The following is a 17985-nucleotide window of genomic DNA, read 5'->3' as shown; positions in this document are numbered from 1 at the left end:
GTCGGGGCATCGGCGCTCGCAAGCCGCTCGAGCGGCAGCGGCGAGATCATCTCGACTGCCACTGGGCGGTCACGACGCAGCCTCGCTTCATATGCGTCGACGCGGGCGAGATGATCGGGTGCAATCGTCCAGCTGCCGTCGGGCTCTCGCCTGACCCCGCCGGTCAGTCGCCGGATGGCTTCCAAGCGGCGGACGTGCGTCTCGGCGAATGCTTCGCTCGCCGCGGGATCGTGGCGAAGGTGCAGATCGACGGAATAGCGGCCGCCGTTTGCCGCCGCGACGTCTGCGATGGTCCGATCGACTTCACGTACGCCGCCGCGTGCGGCAACCACGCGCACGATCGAACCCTCAGGCGTGGCCTCGATCACATCGCCGCGGCCGATGTCGACATAGTGGCTGCGACCGTCGGTGCCGTCGACGAGCAGATAGTGGCGATCGTGGAGCTCGTCCGCGAGCCCGCGCGCGATGACCCGCCCGACCAGCGGAACAACGCCCTGTTCGCCCGGATCAAAGATATGCTGCTCGACACCGCCGCGGCTGCGCGCGGTCATCTCGCGTTGCATGGTCCGGATGATGTCGCCGCGCTCGCCGGTTCGGCGCAACGTCTCCTCCAGCCCGTCCGCTAGCTGCCACCGGCCGCCGCCGACTGGCTCGGCCAGCCCCAACTCCTCCAGCTTGCGCAGTCGGCCAACTCGGAGCGACTGCTGGCAGGGGTCGCGCATAGACTGGCCGACCTCGCGCGCCACATCTATGTCGCGGACCAAGCGGCGGTCGATCGATGTCAGCCGCTCGGCGTCTATGTCGTGGCGCAGCCGCTCCTCGATCTCGAGCGTCGTGCGCGGCCCCAGGTCGAGCGTCACCAGCTCGACCGCGCGCTCGCGCAGGCCGTGGCTGATATACTCGCGGGCGATGATGAGACTCTGGTCCTGATCGTCGCGTCCCCGGACGACGATGTGGGTGTGCGGCGTGCCGGTATCGAAATGGTCTGCCGCGACCCACTCAAGCTTGGTGCCGAGATCCTGCTCCATCTGCGCCATCAGCCGGCGAGTCAGCGGCTTCAGGTCATCGTAGATATCGCCGTCCTCGGCCGAGACGATAAACCGGAACTGGTGGCGGTCGCCGGCGCCCCGCTCGGCGAAGGCGCGGCCGTCGGCCTCGTCCGATGATGCCGAGTAGAGTCGGCCGGGGCCACCGTCGCGGGTCACGCCCTCGCGCTCCATATAGCGCAGGTGGGTTCGCATCGCGGAGAGCTTGCCTGCACCGAGCCGCACGAAGCGCGCCTTCACGACCGCGCGCCTGCTGCGAGAGCCGGCAAGGCGGTCTCGTCCGGAGAGCACGCGTCCCATGCTCGCGCCACGACCGATCCGGCTGCCGTCGAACCGCCGGGCTCGGATGCCGGACGTTGCGCCGGTCCGGGCCGCTGCGCCAACGACCGCGCCGAGATATTTGCGCAGCTTGGCCTTGCCACCTGCGCGCGGCTTGCCGAGCTTGGGCGTGAACTCCTCGTCCTCGCTCATACCGGGATAGCCGAACCGGTCGCGCATCATCGCCAAGAAGGCTGTTCCAGCGATGATGTTGTCGTGGGGATCGTCCGGATTGGTCCCGAGATGATAGGTGATCCGCATCGCCGCCCATGTTGTCGGCATGAGCTGCATCAGCCCCATCGCGCCGGCTTTTGATCGGGTTGCGCGGCCATGTAGCGTTGTCAGTCCGAAGCTTTCGGCGCGCATGACATGCTCGATCCACTCTGCCGGAACGGTGAAACGCGAGGATGCTTCGGCGATGAACGGCCGCCACCGTGCGACATGATCGGCGTTCGGTTGCGCGCTGATCCCGACTGGCACGGCCAACAGCGCGAACGCCAGGAGCGACCTCAGTGCGTCCATAGCGCCCTCGCAGTGCCGATAATGTCAGCACGCGGACTGACGCCAAAGTAGCGCCCGTCGAACGACGCCGCCACGCCACCCGAGAGCAGGAAAATGTCGCTCGGCCCCAGCAGCCGACAGCCGCGCCACCACGGCAATGACCCGCCAACCGCGTCGACTCGGCGCCGGACCGCAGCGGCCTTGCCGTCGATGATGATCGTGATTCCGAGGGCGCAGGCGGTGTCACCGGCGATGCCGCCGACATGCTTCACCAGCGGAACGTCGGCCGGAATATAGCGGCGCGATGCGGCCATTGCGCGCACCGTCCTGGGCACGCGGGCGATCACGATATCGCCACGCCGCAGTTTAGCGCCGGGCGTGACGAGGTAGAGCCCTATCGGTGCGCTGGCGCTCGCATTCCACACGAGACGAGGGAGCGGCGGCACCGCCGCCGACAGCGTGACGGCGCTCACAAGCACGGCGACGAGCCCGGCACGGCGGTGCAAGCGACGGCGTTCGACATCGCGCTGAAGCCGCGCCTCGCCCCACACAAAGAGGGGGCAGATCGCTGGGGTTCGGGTGTCGCCGCGTCATAATTGGGCCTCGCGCGCGCGGGCATCGACGCGCGATCGCGACCAGGCTTCGAGGTCGTCGATATGGTAGAGGACCATGCGCGCGTGGCGCCGCACGGTCGGTCCTTTGCCGCTGGCGCGGAGCCGCTGGAGCGAGCGCGCCGACATCTTGAGGAAGAATGCCGCCTGCCGCGCATTCAGATAGGGGCTGCTGCCAGCGTCGTTGATGCCAAAATTGTCGCCGCCCATGTCTTGGTTGGTGTCAAACGACCCGGCGCCGGCCTCGGGCCGATAGAATTCCTCGCGCGGGCCGCGATCGCCATCGACCAGCCGATCGATCAGCGTCTCGCCGGCGGCAAAGCCTGCGCCCATCGCCGCGCCCGTCGCGAGACCGCCAAGAATACCGGACCTGCCAGTTGCAGGCGCATTCCAAGGACCGCCAGCAGAAGGATAGCCACCTCCGCCATAAGGAGTTCCGTAGCTACCGCCTTGCGATCCGGCGTAGCTAGCCTGCTGCTGACGCCGCCGGAAAAGCGCAAACAGAACAAGAGCGGCCAAGCCGACGAAGATCCAACCGATCGGAAAATGCGATCGTTGCCGAGGCTCGACCGGGCGTGCCTGAGCAACCGATCCCGAGCCGGCGAGCTGCTGCTTCAATTCGGCGAGCGAGGTGCCGCTCACGAACTTCATCGACGGGTCGAGACGCTGAGCGGTATCAAGATCGAGCCGCGCTTCGGCATTGCGCCCTTGATGCGCGAGCAGCTCTGCCTCGACATAATGCGCCTTGGCACTGTTCGGGTGGTCCCGCAGCACCTGCGCAATCATCTGCTGCGCCTGTTCCATGTGACCAGCGGCAGCGGCGGCGTGAACCTCGGAAACAGTGGGGTCGGCCGCCATGGCGGGCACCGCGGTGATCACAACTGCGAGCGACGCTCAGACTCTGAGGATCGAAACGAACTTCATGCGAGCCACTCCACTTCGAACGCAGACGTTGGATCCCGCGATCATCGCGTCAAGATGCCATGTGCAGCAACTGCGATCGAAAATAAGGTATGATCGGCTCGACGGCGAACGGGGCGATCACGGGCAGTTCCTTGCGACGAGAGCCAGCGATGCCGATCATTACATCCGCGCAACCTCGGCCAGGCCGTGAAGGATTATCCCATTATCGTCGTTAGTGTCTTCGGGAGAGGGAAGAGGACGACATTCTGGCGAGCGCGCAAGGCGGCAGCAGCCCAACCGACGACGCGTGGCTGGTAGCGGCCATCGCGCGTGGCGACGCAACCGCCTTTCGTCAGCTCGTCGATCGTCGTGCACCCATGCTGCATCGGCTCGCCTACCATATGCTCGGCGACCGGAGCGAGGCGGAGGACGTGACGCAGGAATGCTTCTTGCGGCTTTGGGATCACGCGGCGGGGTGGCGGCCGCAAGGCGGCGGCCTGCCGGGATGGTTGCGCAGGGTAGCGACCAATCTTTGTCTCGATCGTCTTCGCCGATCGCGGCGGATGAGTTCCGACGCGGTGCCGGAGCGCAGCGACGATCGACCTGGCGCCGATGCGGTGCTCGATGCCGATCGACTGGCGCGGCTTGCGCAGCGTGCGGTGCTGGCGCTCCCGGACCGGCAGCGCGCCGCCATCGTGCTCACTTATTACGAGGAGCTCGGCAATATCGCCGCCGCAGAAGCATTGCAGATGAACATCAAGGCGTTCGAGTCGCTGCTGTTCCGCGCGCGCGCCGCGTTGCGTGAGCGACTGCGCACCGCCGGCGTTCGGCCCCAGGATGTTGGAGGCGGAAAATGACCGATCCGCATCTTCGACCGCTCGATGATGAGGAGCTTGGCAGGCTGTTGGCGCAGCATCGCGCTCCGCCACCTGCGTCGGACCTCGCCGATCGGATCGCTGCCGAGGCCGCCCGTCCCGACCGAGTCCGGACGATGGCGCCCTCCGCGCCGCCGCGCCGCCGCGATCGCCGGCGCTGGTCCCGGAGCCGGTTTGCCGTCGGCTTCGTCGCCCTGAACCTTATTGCGGTCGCCGCGATCGCGGCGGCGTTCGGGGATGGCGGCGTCGCGTTGGCGCGGCTGGCACATGCGTCCGCGCATATCTTCCGTCTCGTCGGCGCCGAGGTTCCCCGCGCATGGCATCGCCGCGATCATCCGACGGCCGCGGGCAAGATCGAACGATCGGCAGTGATGCCCGCGTTCACGCGGCCCGCGCTGCCGCGGACTGCGCCACCCGCCGCACCTCTCGTTGCAGCGCGGGCGATCGCACCGCGCGCCATACCCGTGACCATTGGCCGCGATCACGAGGCGCCCACACGGACCGCTGAGTCAGCGGCTCGCATGATATTCCGACACCCTTCGGTTCACCCGGTCAGATTTAGCACGCGACACATCGAACGGCTTCGCTACGACGGCGCCGACCGCGCAACGAGGCGCGTGTCCCGCGACGCGACGCGTGAACGAGCGCGGCAAGTTTCGAGCCCGCAGCCGCAGGTTCAGTCCCGTTCAACCATGGCACCGGATCGCGACACGCCCGCCACGGCGCGCCCCGAACGGCCGGCCCCGCAATCGCGCACGCCGGTCGGCGACGCGGACACGAGCCCGCGTTCTGATCGCGAACCCGGCGCGGCAGAAGGAAGACAGGATGGGGATGGCCAGGGTTGGCGGCAGCAGCGCGGTTGGCGGCAGCAAGGCGGCTGGCGGCAGCAAGGTGATGGGCAGCAGCAGGGCGGTTGGCGGCAGCAGGGCGGCTGGCGTCAGCGACCTGCCTGGCGACCGCAGGGTGGGCAGCACCCATTTCGCCGCGGTTGGCGACGACGGTTCTGATCCTTTAGGAATGGCCGCCGGAGAGCCCGGCGGCCACGATCGTAATGGCCGTTAGTTATGGCGATCGGTGTAGATGTCCTTGCTGACCGCATTCTCCTGCTGGTTGAGCGAGCGCTGGTCGGCCTTGGTGATGTGGCCACCATCGAAGCTCGCCATCTCATGCTCTTCATGGTAGATGCCGCGATCGTCAGCGCGAAGCTGGCGGGCCTCCGACTGGGATAGCTGACCGTCGCGGACGCCGGCGCGGATGCGCTCATTCTGATTCCAGAGGCGGCCGTTCACCTCGGCGCGACGCGGATGAGCGCCCCAGCGTGCGAAGGCGGGGCTGGCGGTGAGGGTAACGCTAGCGATCGCAAGCATCGCTGAGGTGGCACGTGAAGCCGTCATGACAAACTCCATGTCAAACGCGCTGGACAAGGCGCCGTTCAGGTCCGGCCCGCTAAACGGAGGTTCGGCCAAAATCCTTCGGAACGAAATTCAGCGAAGGGTCGGCGCCGGTGTCGCGTTACGATCGGTAGAGCCCGAAGGAGTGCTCCGGTGACCACGCAGAAGCTCGTATCGTCATTTGTGCTGTTGATGTGCGTTGCGGGCGCGGTGCATGCCCAAACCAGTTCGCCACCTGCCGGTTCTACTACGGCCTCGCGCGGCATGACGCTCGATGAGTTCGTCGCCAAGCAAAGCGCGCGGATCATGGCGGCCGATACCGACGGCGACGGGAAGGTGAGCCGCGCCGAATGGGCGGCGGTGGCGCGCGGTGGGCAGGATCCGTCGCGATTGTTCGACCGGATGGACGCCAACCACGATGGCTATCTCGATGCCGCCGAGATCCGAGCCGCGCTGACGCAGCGCTTCCGCCGGCTCGACGCGAATGGCGACGGCATCGTTACGCCGGAAGAGCGCATGGCAGCGCGTGATAAACGCAAGGCGATGCATGATCGCGGCGACGCGCCAGTGTCGCAGCAATGACCATGTTCGCTCGAGCATTCGGCCGCGGGTATCGTACGTCATGACAGCGCTCGCCGGAATCTCGCCTGCGGCGATCGCGATAAACCGCTTCGGCCTCGGCGCAACGCCTCTCGATGCGCCGCCCGCGGACCCGCGACGCTGGCTAGGGGATCAGTTCGATCGGTTCGAGCTGCTGCCGCAGGGCCTTGCCGAGCTGCCCGACGCGGGCGTGCTCGTGAAAGGCTATCAGATGGAGCAGCGCGCGATGCGGCAGGCGGGCCAGCGGCCCGCTGTTGCCGCAATGCCCACCGCGGCGGTGAAACCCTCGAAGACGCCCGAGCAGATCGTTGCCCGGCAGGATTTCGTGCAGGACGTGCAGGCGCTCTATCGTCAGGCGGTGCAAGCGCGCATGCAGAGCGCGCTCGAGACGCAGGCGCCGTTCGTCGAACGCTTGGTGCATTTCTGGTCCAATCATTTCTGCGTCTCGGCCGACAATCCGCAAACGACGGCGTTTGTCGGCGCGTTCGAGCGCGACGCGATCCGCCCACATGTGCTCGGTCGCTTTGAGGACATGCTGCTTGCGGTCGAGCACCATCCCGCGATGCTGATCTATTTGAACCAGGTGCAGTCGATCGGGCCGAATAGCATCGCCGCCCAGCGCGCCGCCGCGCGCAACCCGGAACGCCAGCTCGGGCTCAACGAGAATCTCGGCCGCGAGATCATGGAGCTTCACACGCTCGGCGTCCGCTCGGGCTATGCCCAAGCCGACGTCACCGAATTCGCGCGTGCGCTGACCGGCTGGACCGTCGACGGCATCGGCCCGCAAGGCCGCCTTGACGACGGAAGCGTCGATAGCTTCATCTTTCGACCCCAGCTGCACGAGCCGGGAACGCGCACTATCCTCGGCAAGAGCTACGCGCAGCCGGGCGAGGATCAGGCGCGGGCGGCGCTGATCGATTTCGCGCGGTCGCCCGCGACCGCTTCACACATCGCGACCAAGCTCGCGCGGCATTTCGGCGGCGACAATCCGGCGCCGGCGCTCGTCGATCGCCTGGCGGCTTCGTTCACGCAAAGCAAGGGCGATCTCCGCGCGCTCTATCGTACGCTGGTCGCAAGCCCGGAGCCTTGGGCGCCGCAACCGCTCAAGTTCAAGACGCCGTGGGAGTGGACGGTCTCCGCACTACGTGGCCTTGGTCGGACGCAGCTCGGCCAGATGCAGATCGCCAGCCTGCAGTCCCAGCTCGGTCAGCCCGTGTGGAAGCCGGGCTCTCCTGCCGGCTGGGACGATATCGTAGCGAGCTGGGCCGCGCCGGACGCGCTCCTCCGCCGGGTTGAGTTCGCGCAGCGGCTGGCGGCGACCAGCGGTGACACGCTCGACGCGCGCAAGCTCGGTCCGCAACTGCTGCCAGCCTCGTTCAGCCCGGCGACGGCCGATCAGGTCGCGCGCGCGGAGAGCCCGGCGGGAGCGCTCGTGTTGCTGTTGGTGTCGCCGGACTTCTTGAGGAGGTGACGATGGAATATGAGCCTATCGACCGCCGCCGCTTTCTCGCTGTGGGCGCGTTCGGTGCCGGCGCGATGCTGGTCGCCCCCCGCATGGCGCTCGCAACTGTATCAACCGAACGGCGCTTCGTGTTCATCATCCAGCGTGGCGCCGCCGACGGCCTCAATATCGTGATCCCTTACGCCGATCCCGCCTACGCCCGGCTGCGCGGCAGCCTCGCAATCGATATGGGTCAAGCCACCAAGCTCGACGGCGCCTTCGCGCTGCATCCGGCGCTCGCCGAGACCGCAAAGATGTACACGGCCCGCCAGGCGCTGTTCGTGCATGCCGTCGCCTCGCCCTATCGCGATCGCTCGCATTTCGACGGCCAGAACGTGCTCGAGACCGGCGGAACTCAGCCCTATGAGGTCAAGGATGGCTGGCTGAACCGGCTTGTCGCGATGATGCCGCGTCAGAAGAACGAGGCGATTGCGCTCGCGGCGACAGTGCCGATGGCGCTCCGCGGGTCGGCGGAGGTCACTTCCTACGCGCCTTCGTCGCTGCCGCAGCCGTCCGATGATCTGCTGCTACGCGTGAGCCAGCTCTATGCCGCCGATCCCCAGCTGCACGCGATCTGGTCCTCGGCGCTCGATGCGAAGGGGTTGGCCGACGGCAGTGCCGCGCGCCAGGATCCGGCCAGCCTCGGAAAATTGGCGGCAAGCTTTCTCGTCAAGCCGAATGGACCGCGCATCGCGATGCTGGAGACGGGGGGCTGGGATACGCATACCGGGCAGGAGAGCCGATTAGCCGCACAGCTCAAGGCGCTCGATGCATTGGTCGCGTCGCTGCGCGATGGGCTCGGGCCGGCGTGGACGCAGACGACGGTGCTGGTCGCGACCGAATTCGGTCGCACCGTGGCCGCCAACGGCACCGGCGGCACTGATCACGGCACCGGCGCGGTCGCGATGTTGCTCGGCGGTGCTGTGCGCGGCGGAAGGGTGGTCGCGGACTGGCCTGGTCTTGGCTCCGGCCAACTTTATCAGGGTCGCGATCTGAGGCCGACCACCGATCTCAATGCGCTGATCGCAAGCGCATCTGCCGAAAGTCTCGGCCTTGATCCCAACCGGGTCAGGCAAAGCCTGTTCGGCAACCGCGCCTCTGCTTGGCCGAACGGCGATCTGTTAGGCGCTTAGGTGGCATGAACGGCGAACGTCGACTCAGCGCCACTTTGCTCCCCAGAACCGCCATGAATGAAAGCCGGCGCGACTGAGGCGCATCGATCCCCGCCTCAGCCATATGCGCATGCGAAGTCCTGGAAGGCCGGTCCAAGTCCAGAAGAACAGCATCTCGGTGATAAGCCGCGCTGCCAGCAGCCAGAGGCCTGCAGGAAGCATCGGCTCCCACCGGACAGGCGACCGCCTGTGCCTCAACTTGGGTCGCCAAGGGCATGCGTCACAGGGACGATCTCGGAGCTAGGCAAGAATATTGACCGCCCGCGCCGCGACGAGGGCAATGGTGAGCAGCGAAACGGTCGACTCGAGCATCATCAGCAGCTTCGCCCGCCGCGACAGCGGCATCGTGTCGGTAGGCGAAAAGGCGGTAGCGTTGGTGAAACTGAGATAGAGATAGTCGATGAAGCCGGGTGACCATCCTTCAGGCCTGGTCGCGCCGTGCATGGTCATCTGCGGAAACAGGAAATCACACTTTTCGATGGCGGTGAGGCCGCGCGAGGCCGGGCCGCCGCGATCGATGCTCCAGAACCAGAGACCGAACGCGATCACGTTGGTTCCCCAGATATTGAGCGCATCGAGCAGAAGGGTCTCGCCCGCCTTGCTCGCGGTGCCGTGGAGCAGGCGATGGACCAGCTCGAGCAGCGCACCGAAATTGATGGCTGTGATCAGGGCCGTGAGCAGGAGCACCGTGGTTCGGATCATCGTCCTGTGGCGGTAGATTCGCTCCCAGTGCGCATCTGTGGTGGCGGTGCGAACATTTGCCTGCGTCCAGCCGTGGCAACCGACAGCGGCACGAGGAGAGCCAGCTCGAGCACAGGAGCGAACCAGCGAGGGCCGACGGTAAGGTCGTTGATCATCAGCAGCTGCAACCCCGCGATCGCGGCGACGGAAGCGCGCGCCAGCCAGAAGTCGACGCCCTGGACGTGAATTGCTCTGAGGTGCGTGCGCATCGATCGCGACTTGGCGATCAATCCGTCGCGAATCCAGTGACAAGCAAGTGAGCTCAATCCGCCCGCCACCGACTTTAGCCGCCGATGCGATCAAGAAGCTCAATCTCCGCGCGCCGGTTTCAGGGCGGATGGATGCCTTTTCACAGGCGCCAGCGTCGATCGTCCCTTAGTGGGCGTCCCTGAATAAGCGCATCACCGACCTTCGGCACGGCATCCATGAAGCCGAAACCGTCTTGCTCGCGGAGCTGCGGAAGCTTCGACAAGCCATTCGGATCGGCCGCAAGCAGGAGCTCGATCCCGCGAAGCTGACCTTTGGCCAGCGGGTGGCTGACCGCGTCGCCGCGACGATGGGATCGTGGACGTTCATCATCGTCCAATCGGTCATCCTCTTGGCGTGGGTGAGCCTGAACGTAGTTGGATATGTGAAGGCTTGGGATCCCTACCCCTTCATCCTCCTCAACCTCGCTCTATCGTTCCAGGCGGCTTATGCTGCCCCGATCATTATGATGAGCCAAAACCGACAACAGGATATCGACCGCCAGGCCGCAGAGAATGACTATAAAGTCAATATTAAGGCAGAACTTGAAATAGAACTTCTGCACCACAAGCTGGACCAGCTTCGTGAGCAGGAGGTTCTCTATCTTACCAAAGCCGTCAGGGAGCTCACCGAGCTTCTCAACCGCTCAGGCATCTGTGCTCCGCCCGAACTAGCTGGAGAACAAGCCGATACCAGTTCCGAAACCGGAGGCGCGCAAAGCGAGGATTGGAAGTCTTTTCGTGGATCCTTATGGAAACCGACAAGGCCTGCGAAGCGCGTTTTTACCGCATAGCGGGAGGAGCTCTGCCGTCTACTCGCCGAACATCCTGCCACCTGACCAAACTGAACCGCTGCTGCACTCGATATTCCGCATGTGTTCAGGCCGCATGCTTCAGGAAGTGCCGTACTTCATCAGGTGAATGGAGGAAGATATGAAGGGAAGCCGGAGAGCCGCCGGCGCAAGTGCAATCCTTGCAGCAAGCTCGCTCGCGATCGCGCCGCCGGCGCAAGCCCATATCGGCCCGGGGACTGCGATAGCGGCCGGAATATTGGGACTTGGGGTCGGTGCCGCGATCGCCTCCGACCACCCTCACTATGAGCGCGTGCAATATTACGCACCACCACCCCCTCCGCCGCCCCCGCCTCGGCCCGATTGGTACGGCTATCGCTATGGCTACGGATATGGCCCGCCGCCGCATCGCGTCTGCAGCGTGCGTTACGACTGGTGGGGCTATCCGCATCGCCATTGCTGGTGGGCACCCGGTCCTTACTGACGCGCTCACACCGATCGTCGGGTGGCGGCCGCCGGGAACGGCGCCCGACGAGCACGTGCGCTCCCGGCACATCCACCCAAATATCGCTCATCCAAGAGCAGGAGGATTATCAATGAAGCGACTTCTCTTGACCGTTGCGGCCAGCATGCTTGTCGCGGGCGCGGCGCAGGCCCAGCCGGCGCCGCCGCCCCCGCCGCCAGGGGCATGGGATGCCGGCGCGTTCTGGCGGGGCGCTCCCGACAGTCCGCGCGAGCGCATTCAGTTTCTTCAGGATCGGATCAATCGCGGCATCTCCGACGGCAGCCTCGATCGTCACGAAGCATGGCGCGCCAATCGCGAGCTTAACGGCGTGCGCCAGTGGATCCGCCGCATGCACTGGGAAGACGATGGCCGGCTGACGCCGGACCAGCGCGCCCGCGTCCAGGCACGGCTCGATGACCTCAGCCGGCAGATCCACTGGATGCGGCATAACGGCTGGTAGGCGAGTGCTCCCGCTTCCACCGGCGTTCGCGCCGGTGGAAGCCTTTAGTGCGCGTCACATGCTTTCGGATCAGCGCACGGTGCCGCGTTTGACGAGATTGTAGATCGCCAGCAGGATCACGGCGCCCGCAAACGCGACGATCAGCGTCATCGGATCGAGCGGGTGCTGGGTCAGACGACCATTGTGTGAGAGCGCGCCAAGCAGAAAGCGGCCGATGATCGAGCCGAGGCAGCCGATCAGCACGTTCCAGATGATGCCGCCTTGATCGCGCATCACCATGCCGGCGAGCCAACCGATGATGCCGCCAACGATCAGCGCTACGATGAAATGCATTGGGGTCCCCTCCTTGCTGTGTCTTGTCGCGAGGAGACCATGCTGCGCCCGACGAATCCATCACGCAACGGTCATGATCGTTGATGAGTGCGAGATCGCTCAAAGCTGAGCCGGCAGTCGTGTCGCGCCAATGTCGCCCCCTTCGTCAAGAGAACGGATCAACGAATGCGCTGCTGGCCCTCCTAGCTGGCCGACCCGCAGCAGCGCTTGTACTTTTTCGCCGAGCCACATGGGCAGGGCTCGTTCCTGCCAATCTTGGTGGCTCGCGGCGGGACGACGAGCGGAGAGATGGAAACGGGCCGCCGCAGGCCGTATAGCCGCACGACCTGAGCAGAGATTGCGGCAGGCGCTTCATCGTTCAGCGCGTTGATTTGGATGCTGTCGAGATCGCTTTCATTTCGGGCGACGGCGACGAGCGTCGACAACTGCGCCAGCGCGGCCGCGGCTTCCACACTGACGGAGGTATGCGCCGTCCAGGCTGCCGGCCGCCGCGCCATCGCCTGGGCGAAGCCGTCTATCCACAGCTCCCACAGCACGTCACCATTGCGCTCGTCGACGTCGAAGATCGGCTGCAGCTTGCCGCGACCGAGATCGCGCACGATCTCGTTGTAGCGCGCCATAACGGCCTCGGCGAACCATTGGACATCGGCCGGATCATCGAATGGCGCGCCATCAGTTTCCTCGCCGCTCCAGACGATCGGCAGCCACTCGCTCGGCCTGATCAGCTCAGGCGACACGATCACGCCTGTCAGGAAACCGTCGAGCTCGGTCAACAGCATTGGATCGTCGACCGGGAGGTCCGCCAGCGCATCGTCGAGACGGCGAAGACGGGAGGGGAGTCTGGCCATGCTGTCGCGCCGTCTACGCGCTCCACGGACGGGATGCGAGGGCGCCGATTGAACAGTGGGACCTGTCCAAGGGCCTATCGCAAGGCAGCGTGCGGCAGCCAAATGCCGACCAGCGCCGCCAAGGTGACGATGACAAGAAAGCCGTTCGCCGAGATCAGGAGCCACGAGGGAATACGGCGGGTATCCGGGCGCGGCGGCGCGACCCGCATACCCTCGCGCCAGACGGCAGCGCTGAAACAGATGCCACTGAACAGGATGAGCACGCTTCCGCGAGCCAATGTGCGACGATCGGTTCGAGAAGCGCGCGCGTACCATCCCTGACGCCAGCGCAGCCAGGCCAATGCGGACCCACGCCGAAGTCCGCTCGGCCGCGAGGATCGTACGATCAGCCGCGAGCTCGGTACGGCGATCGGCCGAATCCGTCTGCTGGGCAGCGCTCTCTTCCAGTCGCCAGCGCTCTTGGCGAGCTTTTCATGAGCAGGTTCGAAAGGCACACAGCGGTAACGCTCGAAACGGCGTTACGATACGAACGGTCGCAGCCGCTGCCATGCGTTAGCTTTTGGTAGGTGCCCATCAACGCGATCGGCGTCGTTCGTGCCGCATCTATCGAGTGGAGGAGGATCATCATGGCCACAAAGCCGTCAAGCAACGAAGATTTCGCCGGCGGCGATCATGCTGCCGACGAAGCCGGCAAGGATGCCTCGGCCGCTCCCCCCGGGCAGTGCCGAGGGAGCCAGTCCGTCGACCGGCACCGATTGAGGTTCGGCCGGGCTGCCGAATTCGAGGCAACTCGCTTCGAGCGGCCGGCGTTCGCCGGCCTCGTCTCGTAAACCCGCAAGCTTGCGTTTGGCGTCACGATCTCACGAAATGGTCGGGCCGCCGCGTTCCCCCCCGAATGTCCAGCTGATACCAGCATCCCGGACGATGCCGGCCACCGGCTTGCCGAGCTGCTGCTCAAGCACCGGCCGCCAGGGCGCGAGTGTAAAATCGCGTGATCGCTCGATCACAGCATATTTTCCGCTCGCCATCTCGACGGATCGAACGAGGCGCCCCTCGATATGATCGCCGGCTCGCGTTTCGCCGAACGGCAAGTCGATCTCTTCGGAAAGCTGTGCCGACAGGCGCAGCAGTTCGCGACGCTGAAGGGTCGCGATCATGCCGGCGGGGTAGATCGTCTGACCACCCTTCACCTCGGCGAGTTCCTGCTCCACCAGCCATTGCCGACGCAGTGCCTGCGCAGTGCGCACCTCTTGGCCGAAGCCCGCATCGCGGATCGGCGTCGGCCGGTCGGAGACGAGCTCGCGGTCGAGCCAGGTGGCGGCATCAACGTTCGGAAGCCTCTCGATGGGAAGCGCGGAGAGGCTCTCGACCGTGACCGGCCGGTCCAATGCCAATCGCGCCTCGAAGGCAGCCGCCTTGTCGAGATGGTCGGCCGCGATCACCCAGCTACCGTCGGGTTCGCGCTCGATGCTCCGCATTGTCCGCCGCATCGCCTCAAGCCGACGCACATGCGTCTCCGCGAAGGCCTCGGTCGCGGTCGGATCATGCTTGAGGTGAGCGTCAATCGTGTAATGCCCGCCATTGGCGGCAGCGATCTCCACGACGGTGCGATCGACAGGGCGGACGCCACCCTCCCGCGGCACAATCCGGACGATCGATCCGGCCGGCGTCGGCTCGATGGCTTCGCCCCGCCCGATTGCGGCATAATAAGTTCGGCCATCGACGCCGTCGACGATGAGGAAATGGCGATCCTGCAATTCATCGGCGAGACCGCGAGCGACGACGCGTCCGACTAGCGGCGCCACGCCGTCAGCCGATGGATCGAAGATGATCTGATCGGCGGCGGCACGCTCGAGCCGGCGCGCGGAGAGCTCGCGCTGCATTGTGCGGATGATATCGCCGCGTTCGCCCATTCGGCGCAGCGTCTGCTCAAGGTCTTCGGCCAATCGCCAGCTGGTGCCGGCAACCGGCTCGGCCAGCTCCATCGCGCGGAGTTTCTGGAGGCGCGCCGAGCGTAGCGCCTGCTGGAAGGAGTCCGCGTCGCTCGCGCTGACCAGGCGCGCCTCATCCATGTCGCGGATCAGCCGGCGGTCGATCGCCGTCAGCCGCTCCGCGCTGGTATCGCTGCGCAGCCGCTCCTCGATCTCGAGGTCGGTTCGTGGGCCGAGATCGAGTGTCACGATGCGCGACGCCTGTTCGCGCAGGCCGTGCGAAATATACTCGCGCGCGATCACCAGATTTTCGCCGCGATGGTCCATGCCGCGCAGCATGATGTGCGTGTGCGGATGGCCGGTGTTGAAATGGTCGACCGCGACCCAGTCGAGTCTGGTGCCGAGGTCCTCCTCCATCTGCCCCATCAGCCGGCGCACGAAAGGCTTCAGGTCGGCATATTGATCGGCATCCTCGGGCGAGACGATGAAGCGGAACTGATGACGGTCGCCGGCTCCTCGCTCGAGGAAGGCCTTGCCGTCAGCGCTGTCGCGGTCGGCCGAATAGAGCTCGCCCGGATCGCCTTCGCGCGTCACGCCATCGCGCTGGATATACTTCAGGTGCGCCTGTGCGGCGCCAAGGCCCTTCCCGCCGAGCATCGCGAGGCGTGTCTTCACGACGACGCGGCGAGAGCGAAAGCCGGCGTGGCGATCGCCCGAGCGCAGCACCCGCGCCAGCGCCGCGCCGCGACCGATCCGGCTGCCGTCGAAACGCCGGGTGCGAATGCCCGTTCGCTTACCAGCGCGGCGGGCGGCGGTAACCACCAGGCTCAGATAGCGCTTGCCGCGACCTCGCCCGCGCATCTTGCCGAGCCGCGGCTCGAAGTCTTCGTCGTTCATCTGGCGTCCTACCTGAAGTCAGGAATGACGCTCCCCGTGGCTCAACATGGCAGACACCCGGACGTGTTCAAGGAGTCTCGCATTTACAGCCAAGAGTTGGCAGTTTTCTGCTGCTCAAGCGTTCCTTGTCTCGCGGCATCTTGAGCTATCTCGTGAATAGTCGGGAAAAATGATGTGCAGACAATAAGATGCAGTATCGCGAGATATTGCCTCTATCTTGCTATCCGCCCCCTCCTCCCTGCACCAGCCTATCCCAGCCCGAGACGACCCCGAACCCTCCGTAGCCCAGCCGCCCTCCCCGTTCTGCGATCATGCAGAAAGAGCTTTCGGCGACGCCTCTTCGACGTCGCCAAAAGCTCTCGATCGGACCTGATTTCCTATCCGATCTGCCCTTCAATCGCGGCTTCGAACTCCCTCAAAGCCGCCTTCGCCGCTTCGAATTCGGCCTCGATCTGCGCCCGCTCGCCGGCGTCGTCGCATGCCAAAAGTTCTGCCCGCAGCTCCTCGATATGCTGTTCGATCGACATCTAATCCTCCTGTCTGTCGTAAGACAGGGGTCGCACCCGGCGGCGTGCGGGTCGGGTCAATGACCGCGCCAGCGGCCGCGCCAGCGGCGATGGGGGTTACGATTTTGCGGAGCAAAATGGTGGGGCCCCATCGTCATTGACGCGACCCGCGCGCCGCCGGATGCTGGGCGGTGCTGAACAGATTTTCCTCCCTCTCGGCGTCGCGCGACGATGCGGCGGAGGACGGCTTCTATCGCTCGCCAGCAATCGAAACCCAGAAGTAAAGGGGCCCCGCGCCGTTGCTGGCGCGGGGCTGCGAGGATCAATCCGCGGGGTTCCAGATGATGGCGAAGGCCTCGTCATCGTCCTGGCCGGCGGCACGGCCGAGATTGGCGTAGAGCTTGCGCGGCCCGAATTCCGGAGCGGCGAGGCTCAGCGACACATAGTCTTTGCCCGAGCGTTCGCCGGTCTTGATCCAGCCGCCACCGACCTCGGAGCCGGATGCGAACACGCGATAATCGGGATGGCTTTCGTGGCTCTTCGCCCGGTTGGGGACGATCTCGATATCGGAGCGGATCGAGACGGTGCGAAGCTGGCCCTTATAGCCGTCCTCGTGGCGGGTGACATAACCGATGGCAGGCATGATAGGTCTCCTTGAAAGTCGCCCGCGAACCGTTCGGGGCGATGGGCAGACCGTCGGAATGGTAAGAGCCGGTGCGCGAACCCGAAGGGCCGGAGCGTTCAAGCGGAGGACCGGAGCGGCAGGCTGATTTGAAGGCGAAGCCGGCCGCGAGGAGACCGGCGCAGCCGGTCGGGGAAATCAGTTTGGCGCGATGGTTTCGGGCGGCGGCGGCCATTCCAGGTCAATGCCCGACAGCCTTGAACGGTCGTCCGAGCGGCCACGGAAACCGCTGCTGCGCATCGCGATATCGCGCGGTGACGGCGTTGAGAGGCATCTTCTGCGACCGCGTCCGCGACCAGGAGCGCTCAAACGCAGAGCCCGTGCCGCGCTCAGATCAGCGCATCATAGCCGTGTTGGTTGAACTGGATCAGGCAGAAGCCATGGCCATAAGGGTCGCCGAGCATGGCGATACGGCCATAGGCGGCGTCCTGCGGGCCCTGTTCGAGCCGCGCCCCGGCGCCCAGGGCAGTGGCAAGCGCGGCATCGAGATCATCGACGGCGACGTCGATGTGGACGGGCGTCCAATGGCGCATGTAGCGCCGCTGATCGCCGTCCACGCCGATCGTCTCGGCCTTCTTCTGGAGCAGATAGAGCGGCGCCGGCCAGCCGAGCAGCTCGACCGCACCGGCGCCGATCCGCCGCCCGGCAACCAACCCGAAGGCGGCTGTGTAGAAGCGCTCGGCGGCGTCGAGGTCCGGCACGTCGATGTTGATCAGGATGGTCATGACATGAGTCCGATGGTGCTCGGACCCGGGGCTAGCAGCGGGCGATCGGCAGGGCGATCATCGCGGCGGAAAACGACAAAAAGCCGCGCGTCGGTGCCCAAGGGCGCAGACGCGCGGCCGAATTTTTAAGCTGTCGTTGAGCCAGAACCGCGCCGCAATGTCGCTTAGCGGCTGCGCGGCGCGGTCGATTTTAGGTCCGCGTACCTAGCGGATCGGGACCGATCGCCAGACCACGCGGCATTCGGTAATGCGGCATGGCCGCTGCAGCGATGCCGCCTTCTCCCGTGCCCGCGCCAAGCTCCTGTAGGTACCGTAGGCGGACCAGAAGCTGCGGCGTTGCGCGGCGTGCGGATATTGCTGTTCGAGCACATAGCTCGGACGTTCGAGCGCCATGATGCCCTCC

23 protein-coding genes are annotated in these 17985 nt (G+C 65.7%); 9 read left to right on the top strand and 14 right to left on the bottom strand.

Annotation, left to right across the window (positions count from 1 at the left end; translation table 11 throughout):
• The 3 genes from JOZ79_RS03130 to JOZ79_RS14100 all read right to left on the bottom strand — a co-directional run.
• Positions 1 to 1886: DUF3363 domain-containing protein (locus tag JOZ79_RS03130; RefSeq protein ID WP_294070418.1), on the bottom strand; the 1886-nt coding region annotated here is incomplete at its 3' end.
• On the bottom strand, positions 1874 to 2371 hold the full coding sequence (locus tag JOZ79_RS03125; protein WP_294070416.1) for a S26 family signal peptidase: 498 nt from the start codon (positions 2369 to 2371) through the stop codon (positions 1874 to 1876). The genes JOZ79_RS03130 and JOZ79_RS03125, both read right to left, overlap by 13 nt.
• A gap of 84 nt (positions 2372 to 2455) precedes the next feature.
• Positions 2456 to 3334 carry a tetratricopeptide repeat protein gene (locus tag JOZ79_RS14100; protein WP_366514789.1) on the bottom strand — a complete coding sequence of 293 codons (879 nt, stop codon included), beginning with the start codon at positions 3332 to 3334 and terminating at the stop codon, positions 2456 to 2458.
• A 308-nt stretch (positions 3335 to 3642) separates the two neighbouring features.
• On the opposite strand from JOZ79_RS14100, the gene JOZ79_RS03110 reads away from it, so the two are divergent.
• The gene (locus tag JOZ79_RS03110; RefSeq protein WP_366514790.1) at positions 3643 to 4236 is read left to right on the top strand and encodes an RNA polymerase sigma factor; all 594 of its coding nucleotides are present in this window, start codon (positions 3643 to 3645) and stop codon (positions 4234 to 4236) included.
• A gap of 843 nt (positions 4237 to 5079) precedes the next feature.
• Positions 5080 to 5316 (top strand): hypothetical protein, encoded by a 237-nt coding sequence (locus tag JOZ79_RS03105; protein WP_294070413.1) that lies wholly within the window; start codon positions 5080 to 5082, stop codon positions 5314 to 5316.
• On the opposite strand, the gene JOZ79_RS03100 is transcribed toward JOZ79_RS03105, so the two are convergent.
• Positions 5313 to 5648 (bottom strand): hypothetical protein, encoded by a 336-nt coding sequence (locus JOZ79_RS03100; protein WP_294070410.1) that lies wholly within the window; start codon positions 5646 to 5648, stop codon positions 5313 to 5315. The genes JOZ79_RS03105 and JOZ79_RS03100 overlap by 4 nt on opposite strands.
• A 150-nt stretch (positions 5649 to 5798) precedes the next feature.
• Here JOZ79_RS03100 and JOZ79_RS03095 point away from each other — a divergent pair, with 150 nt between their 5' ends.
• The 3 genes from JOZ79_RS03095 (at position 5799) to JOZ79_RS03085 (ending at position 8879) form a co-directional block, all read left to right on the top strand.
• A complete protein-coding gene (locus JOZ79_RS03095) occupies positions 5799 to 6227 on the top strand; it encodes a signal transduction protein (RefSeq protein ID WP_294070407.1) in 429 nt (142 codons plus the stop codon).
• 40 nt (positions 6228 to 6267) lie between these two features.
• A complete protein-coding gene (locus JOZ79_RS03090; protein WP_294070404.1) occupies positions 6268 to 7716 on the top strand; it encodes a DUF1800 domain-containing protein in 1449 nt (482 codons plus the stop codon).
• A 65-nt stretch (positions 7717 to 7781) separates the two neighbouring features.
• Positions 7782 to 8879, top strand: coding sequence for a DUF1501 domain-containing protein (locus JOZ79_RS03085; protein WP_294070421.1), 1098 nt, complete (start codon positions 7782 to 7784; stop codon positions 8877 to 8879).
• A 279-nt stretch (positions 8880 to 9158) separates the two neighbouring features.
• On the opposite strand, the gene JOZ79_RS03080 is transcribed toward JOZ79_RS03085, so the two are convergent.
• On the bottom strand, positions 9159 to 9620 hold the full coding sequence (locus tag JOZ79_RS03080; protein ID WP_294070401.1) for a hypothetical protein: 462 nt from the start codon (positions 9618 to 9620) through the stop codon (positions 9159 to 9161).
• Positions 9617 to 9868: a hypothetical protein gene (locus JOZ79_RS03075; protein ID WP_294070398.1), complete on the bottom strand. Its 252-nt coding sequence runs from the start codon at positions 9866 to 9868 to the stop codon at positions 9617 to 9619. Before JOZ79_RS03075 ends, JOZ79_RS03080 begins: the two co-directional genes overlap by 4 nt.
• 233 nt (positions 9869 to 10101) lie before the next feature.
• Here JOZ79_RS03075 and JOZ79_RS03070 point away from each other — a divergent pair, with 233 nt between their 5' ends.
• From JOZ79_RS03070 to JOZ79_RS03060, 3 genes are all read left to right on the top strand, one after another.
• On the top strand, positions 10102 to 10698 hold the full coding sequence (locus JOZ79_RS03070) for a DUF1003 domain-containing protein (RefSeq protein ID WP_294070395.1): 597 nt from the start codon (positions 10102 to 10104) through the stop codon (positions 10696 to 10698).
• A gap of 139 nt (positions 10699 to 10837) precedes the next feature.
• Positions 10838 to 11179 (top strand): hypothetical protein, encoded by a 342-nt coding sequence (locus JOZ79_RS03065; RefSeq protein ID WP_294070392.1) that lies wholly within the window; start codon positions 10838 to 10840, stop codon positions 11177 to 11179.
• 112 nt (positions 11180 to 11291) lie between these two features.
• Positions 11292 to 11660, top strand: a complete 369-nt coding sequence (locus tag JOZ79_RS03060) for a hypothetical protein (protein ID WP_294070389.1) — start codon at positions 11292 to 11294, stop codon at positions 11658 to 11660.
• Between the two features lie 69 nt (positions 11661 to 11729).
• On the opposite strand, the gene JOZ79_RS03055 is transcribed toward JOZ79_RS03060, so the two are convergent.
• The 3 genes from JOZ79_RS03055 to JOZ79_RS03045 all read right to left on the bottom strand — a co-directional run bounded on the left by JOZ79_RS03055 (position 11730) and on the right by JOZ79_RS03045 (position 13104).
• Positions 11730 to 11993 (bottom strand): GlsB/YeaQ/YmgE family stress response membrane protein, encoded by a 264-nt coding sequence (locus tag JOZ79_RS03055; RefSeq protein ID WP_294070386.1) that lies wholly within the window; start codon positions 11991 to 11993, stop codon positions 11730 to 11732.
• A 182-nt stretch (positions 11994 to 12175) separates the two neighbouring features.
• Positions 12176 to 12841, bottom strand: a complete 666-nt coding sequence (locus JOZ79_RS03050; protein ID WP_294070383.1) for a UPF0149 family protein — start codon at positions 12839 to 12841, stop codon at positions 12176 to 12178.
• A gap of 74 nt (positions 12842 to 12915) precedes the next feature.
• Positions 12916 to 13104, bottom strand: a complete 189-nt coding sequence (locus tag JOZ79_RS03045) for a hypothetical protein (protein ID WP_294070380.1) — start codon at positions 13102 to 13104, stop codon at positions 12916 to 12918.
• A 363-nt stretch (positions 13105 to 13467) separates the two neighbouring features.
• On the opposite strand from JOZ79_RS03045, the gene JOZ79_RS03040 reads away from it, so the two are divergent.
• Positions 13468 to 13671: a hypothetical protein gene (locus JOZ79_RS03040; protein WP_294070377.1), complete on the top strand. Its 204-nt coding sequence runs from the start codon at positions 13468 to 13470 to the stop codon at positions 13669 to 13671.
• Positions 13672 to 13701: 30 nt separating this feature from the next.
• Here the strand turns inward: JOZ79_RS03040 and rlxS are convergent, their stop codons facing one another.
• The 5 genes from rlxS to JOZ79_RS03015 all read right to left on the bottom strand — a co-directional run.
• Entirely contained in the window at positions 13702 to 15669 is a 1968-nt protein-coding gene (rlxS, locus tag JOZ79_RS03035; RefSeq protein WP_294070374.1) for a relaxase/mobilization nuclease RlxS, read from the bottom strand.
• A 377-nt stretch (positions 15670 to 16046) separates the two neighbouring features.
• Positions 16047 to 16196, bottom strand: coding sequence for a hypothetical protein (locus JOZ79_RS03030; RefSeq protein ID WP_294070372.1), 150 nt, complete (start codon positions 16194 to 16196; stop codon positions 16047 to 16049).
• A 301-nt stretch (positions 16197 to 16497) separates the two neighbouring features.
• Positions 16498 to 16818 carry a DUF736 domain-containing protein gene (locus tag JOZ79_RS03025; protein ID WP_294070370.1) on the bottom strand — a complete coding sequence of 107 codons (321 nt, stop codon included), beginning with the start codon at positions 16816 to 16818 and terminating at the stop codon, positions 16498 to 16500.
• A gap of 368 nt (positions 16819 to 17186) precedes the next feature.
• Positions 17187 to 17582: a VOC family protein gene (locus JOZ79_RS03020; protein ID WP_294070367.1), complete on the bottom strand. Its 396-nt coding sequence runs from the start codon at positions 17580 to 17582 to the stop codon at positions 17187 to 17189.
• Between the two features lie 204 nt (positions 17583 to 17786).
• On the bottom strand, positions 17787 to 17985 hold a 199-nt coding region (locus tag JOZ79_RS03015), incomplete at its 5' end, for a hypothetical protein (protein ID WP_294070364.1).

Origin of the sequence: Sphingomonas sp. (assembly GCF_019242355.1) — a bacterium.
Classification (GTDB): Bacteria; Pseudomonadota; Alphaproteobacteria; order Sphingomonadales; family Sphingomonadaceae; genus Sphingomicrobium.
Note: the sequence above shows the minus strand (reverse complement) of the source record. Positions and strands in the feature narration are given on the sequence as shown.

Bases quoted from the DNA above. Each gene is read 5' to 3' on its own strand.
- JOZ79_RS14100 (WP_366514789.1), bottom strand. From the start codon at position 3,334: ATGGCGGCCGACCCCACTGTTTCCGAGGTTCACGCCGCCGCTGCCGCT.
- JOZ79_RS03105 (WP_294070413.1), top strand. From the start codon at position 5,080: ATGGGGATGGCCAGGGTTGGCGGCAGCAGCGCGGTTGGCGGCAGCAAG.
- JOZ79_RS03100 (WP_294070410.1), bottom strand. From the start codon at position 5,648: ATGACGGCTTCACGTGCCACCTCAGCGATGCTTGCGATCGCTAGCGTT.
- JOZ79_RS03090 (WP_294070404.1), top strand. From the start codon at position 6,268: ATGACAGCGCTCGCCGGAATCTCGCCTGCGGCGATCGCGATAAACCGC.
- JOZ79_RS03085 (WP_294070421.1), top strand. From the start codon at position 7,782: ATGCTGGTCGCCCCCCGCATGGCGCTCGCAACTGTATCAACCGAACGG.
- JOZ79_RS03080 (WP_294070401.1), bottom strand. From the start codon at position 9,620: ATGATCCGAACCACGGTGCTCCTGCTCACGGCCCTGATCACAGCCATC.
- JOZ79_RS03075 (WP_294070398.1), bottom strand. From the start codon at position 9,868: ATGCGCACGCACCTCAGAGCAATTCACGTCCAGGGCGTCGACTTCTGG.
- JOZ79_RS03065 (WP_294070392.1), top strand. From the start codon at position 10,838: ATGAAGGGAAGCCGGAGAGCCGCCGGCGCAAGTGCAATCCTTGCAGCA.
- JOZ79_RS03060 (WP_294070389.1), top strand. From the start codon at position 11,292: ATGAAGCGACTTCTCTTGACCGTTGCGGCCAGCATGCTTGTCGCGGGC.
- JOZ79_RS03055 (WP_294070386.1), bottom strand. From the start codon at position 11,993: ATGCATTTCATCGTAGCGCTGATCGTTGGCGGCATCATCGGTTGGCTC.
- JOZ79_RS03050 (WP_294070383.1), bottom strand. From the start codon at position 12,841: ATGGCCAGACTCCCCTCCCGTCTTCGCCGTCTCGACGATGCGCTGGCG.
- JOZ79_RS03040 (WP_294070377.1), top strand. From the start codon at position 13,468: ATGGCCACAAAGCCGTCAAGCAACGAAGATTTCGCCGGCGGCGATCAT.
- rlxS (WP_294070374.1), bottom strand. From the start codon at position 15,669: ATGAACGACGAAGACTTCGAGCCGCGGCTCGGCAAGATGCGCGGGCGA.
- JOZ79_RS03030 (WP_294070372.1), bottom strand. From the start codon at position 16,196: ATGTCGATCGAACAGCATATCGAGGAGCTGCGGGCAGAACTTTTGGCA.
- JOZ79_RS03025 (WP_294070370.1), bottom strand. From the start codon at position 16,818: ATGCCTGCCATCGGTTATGTCACCCGCCACGAGGACGGCTATAAGGGC.
- JOZ79_RS03020 (WP_294070367.1), bottom strand. From the start codon at position 17,582: ATGACCATCCTGATCAACATCGACGTGCCGGACCTCGACGCCGCCGAG.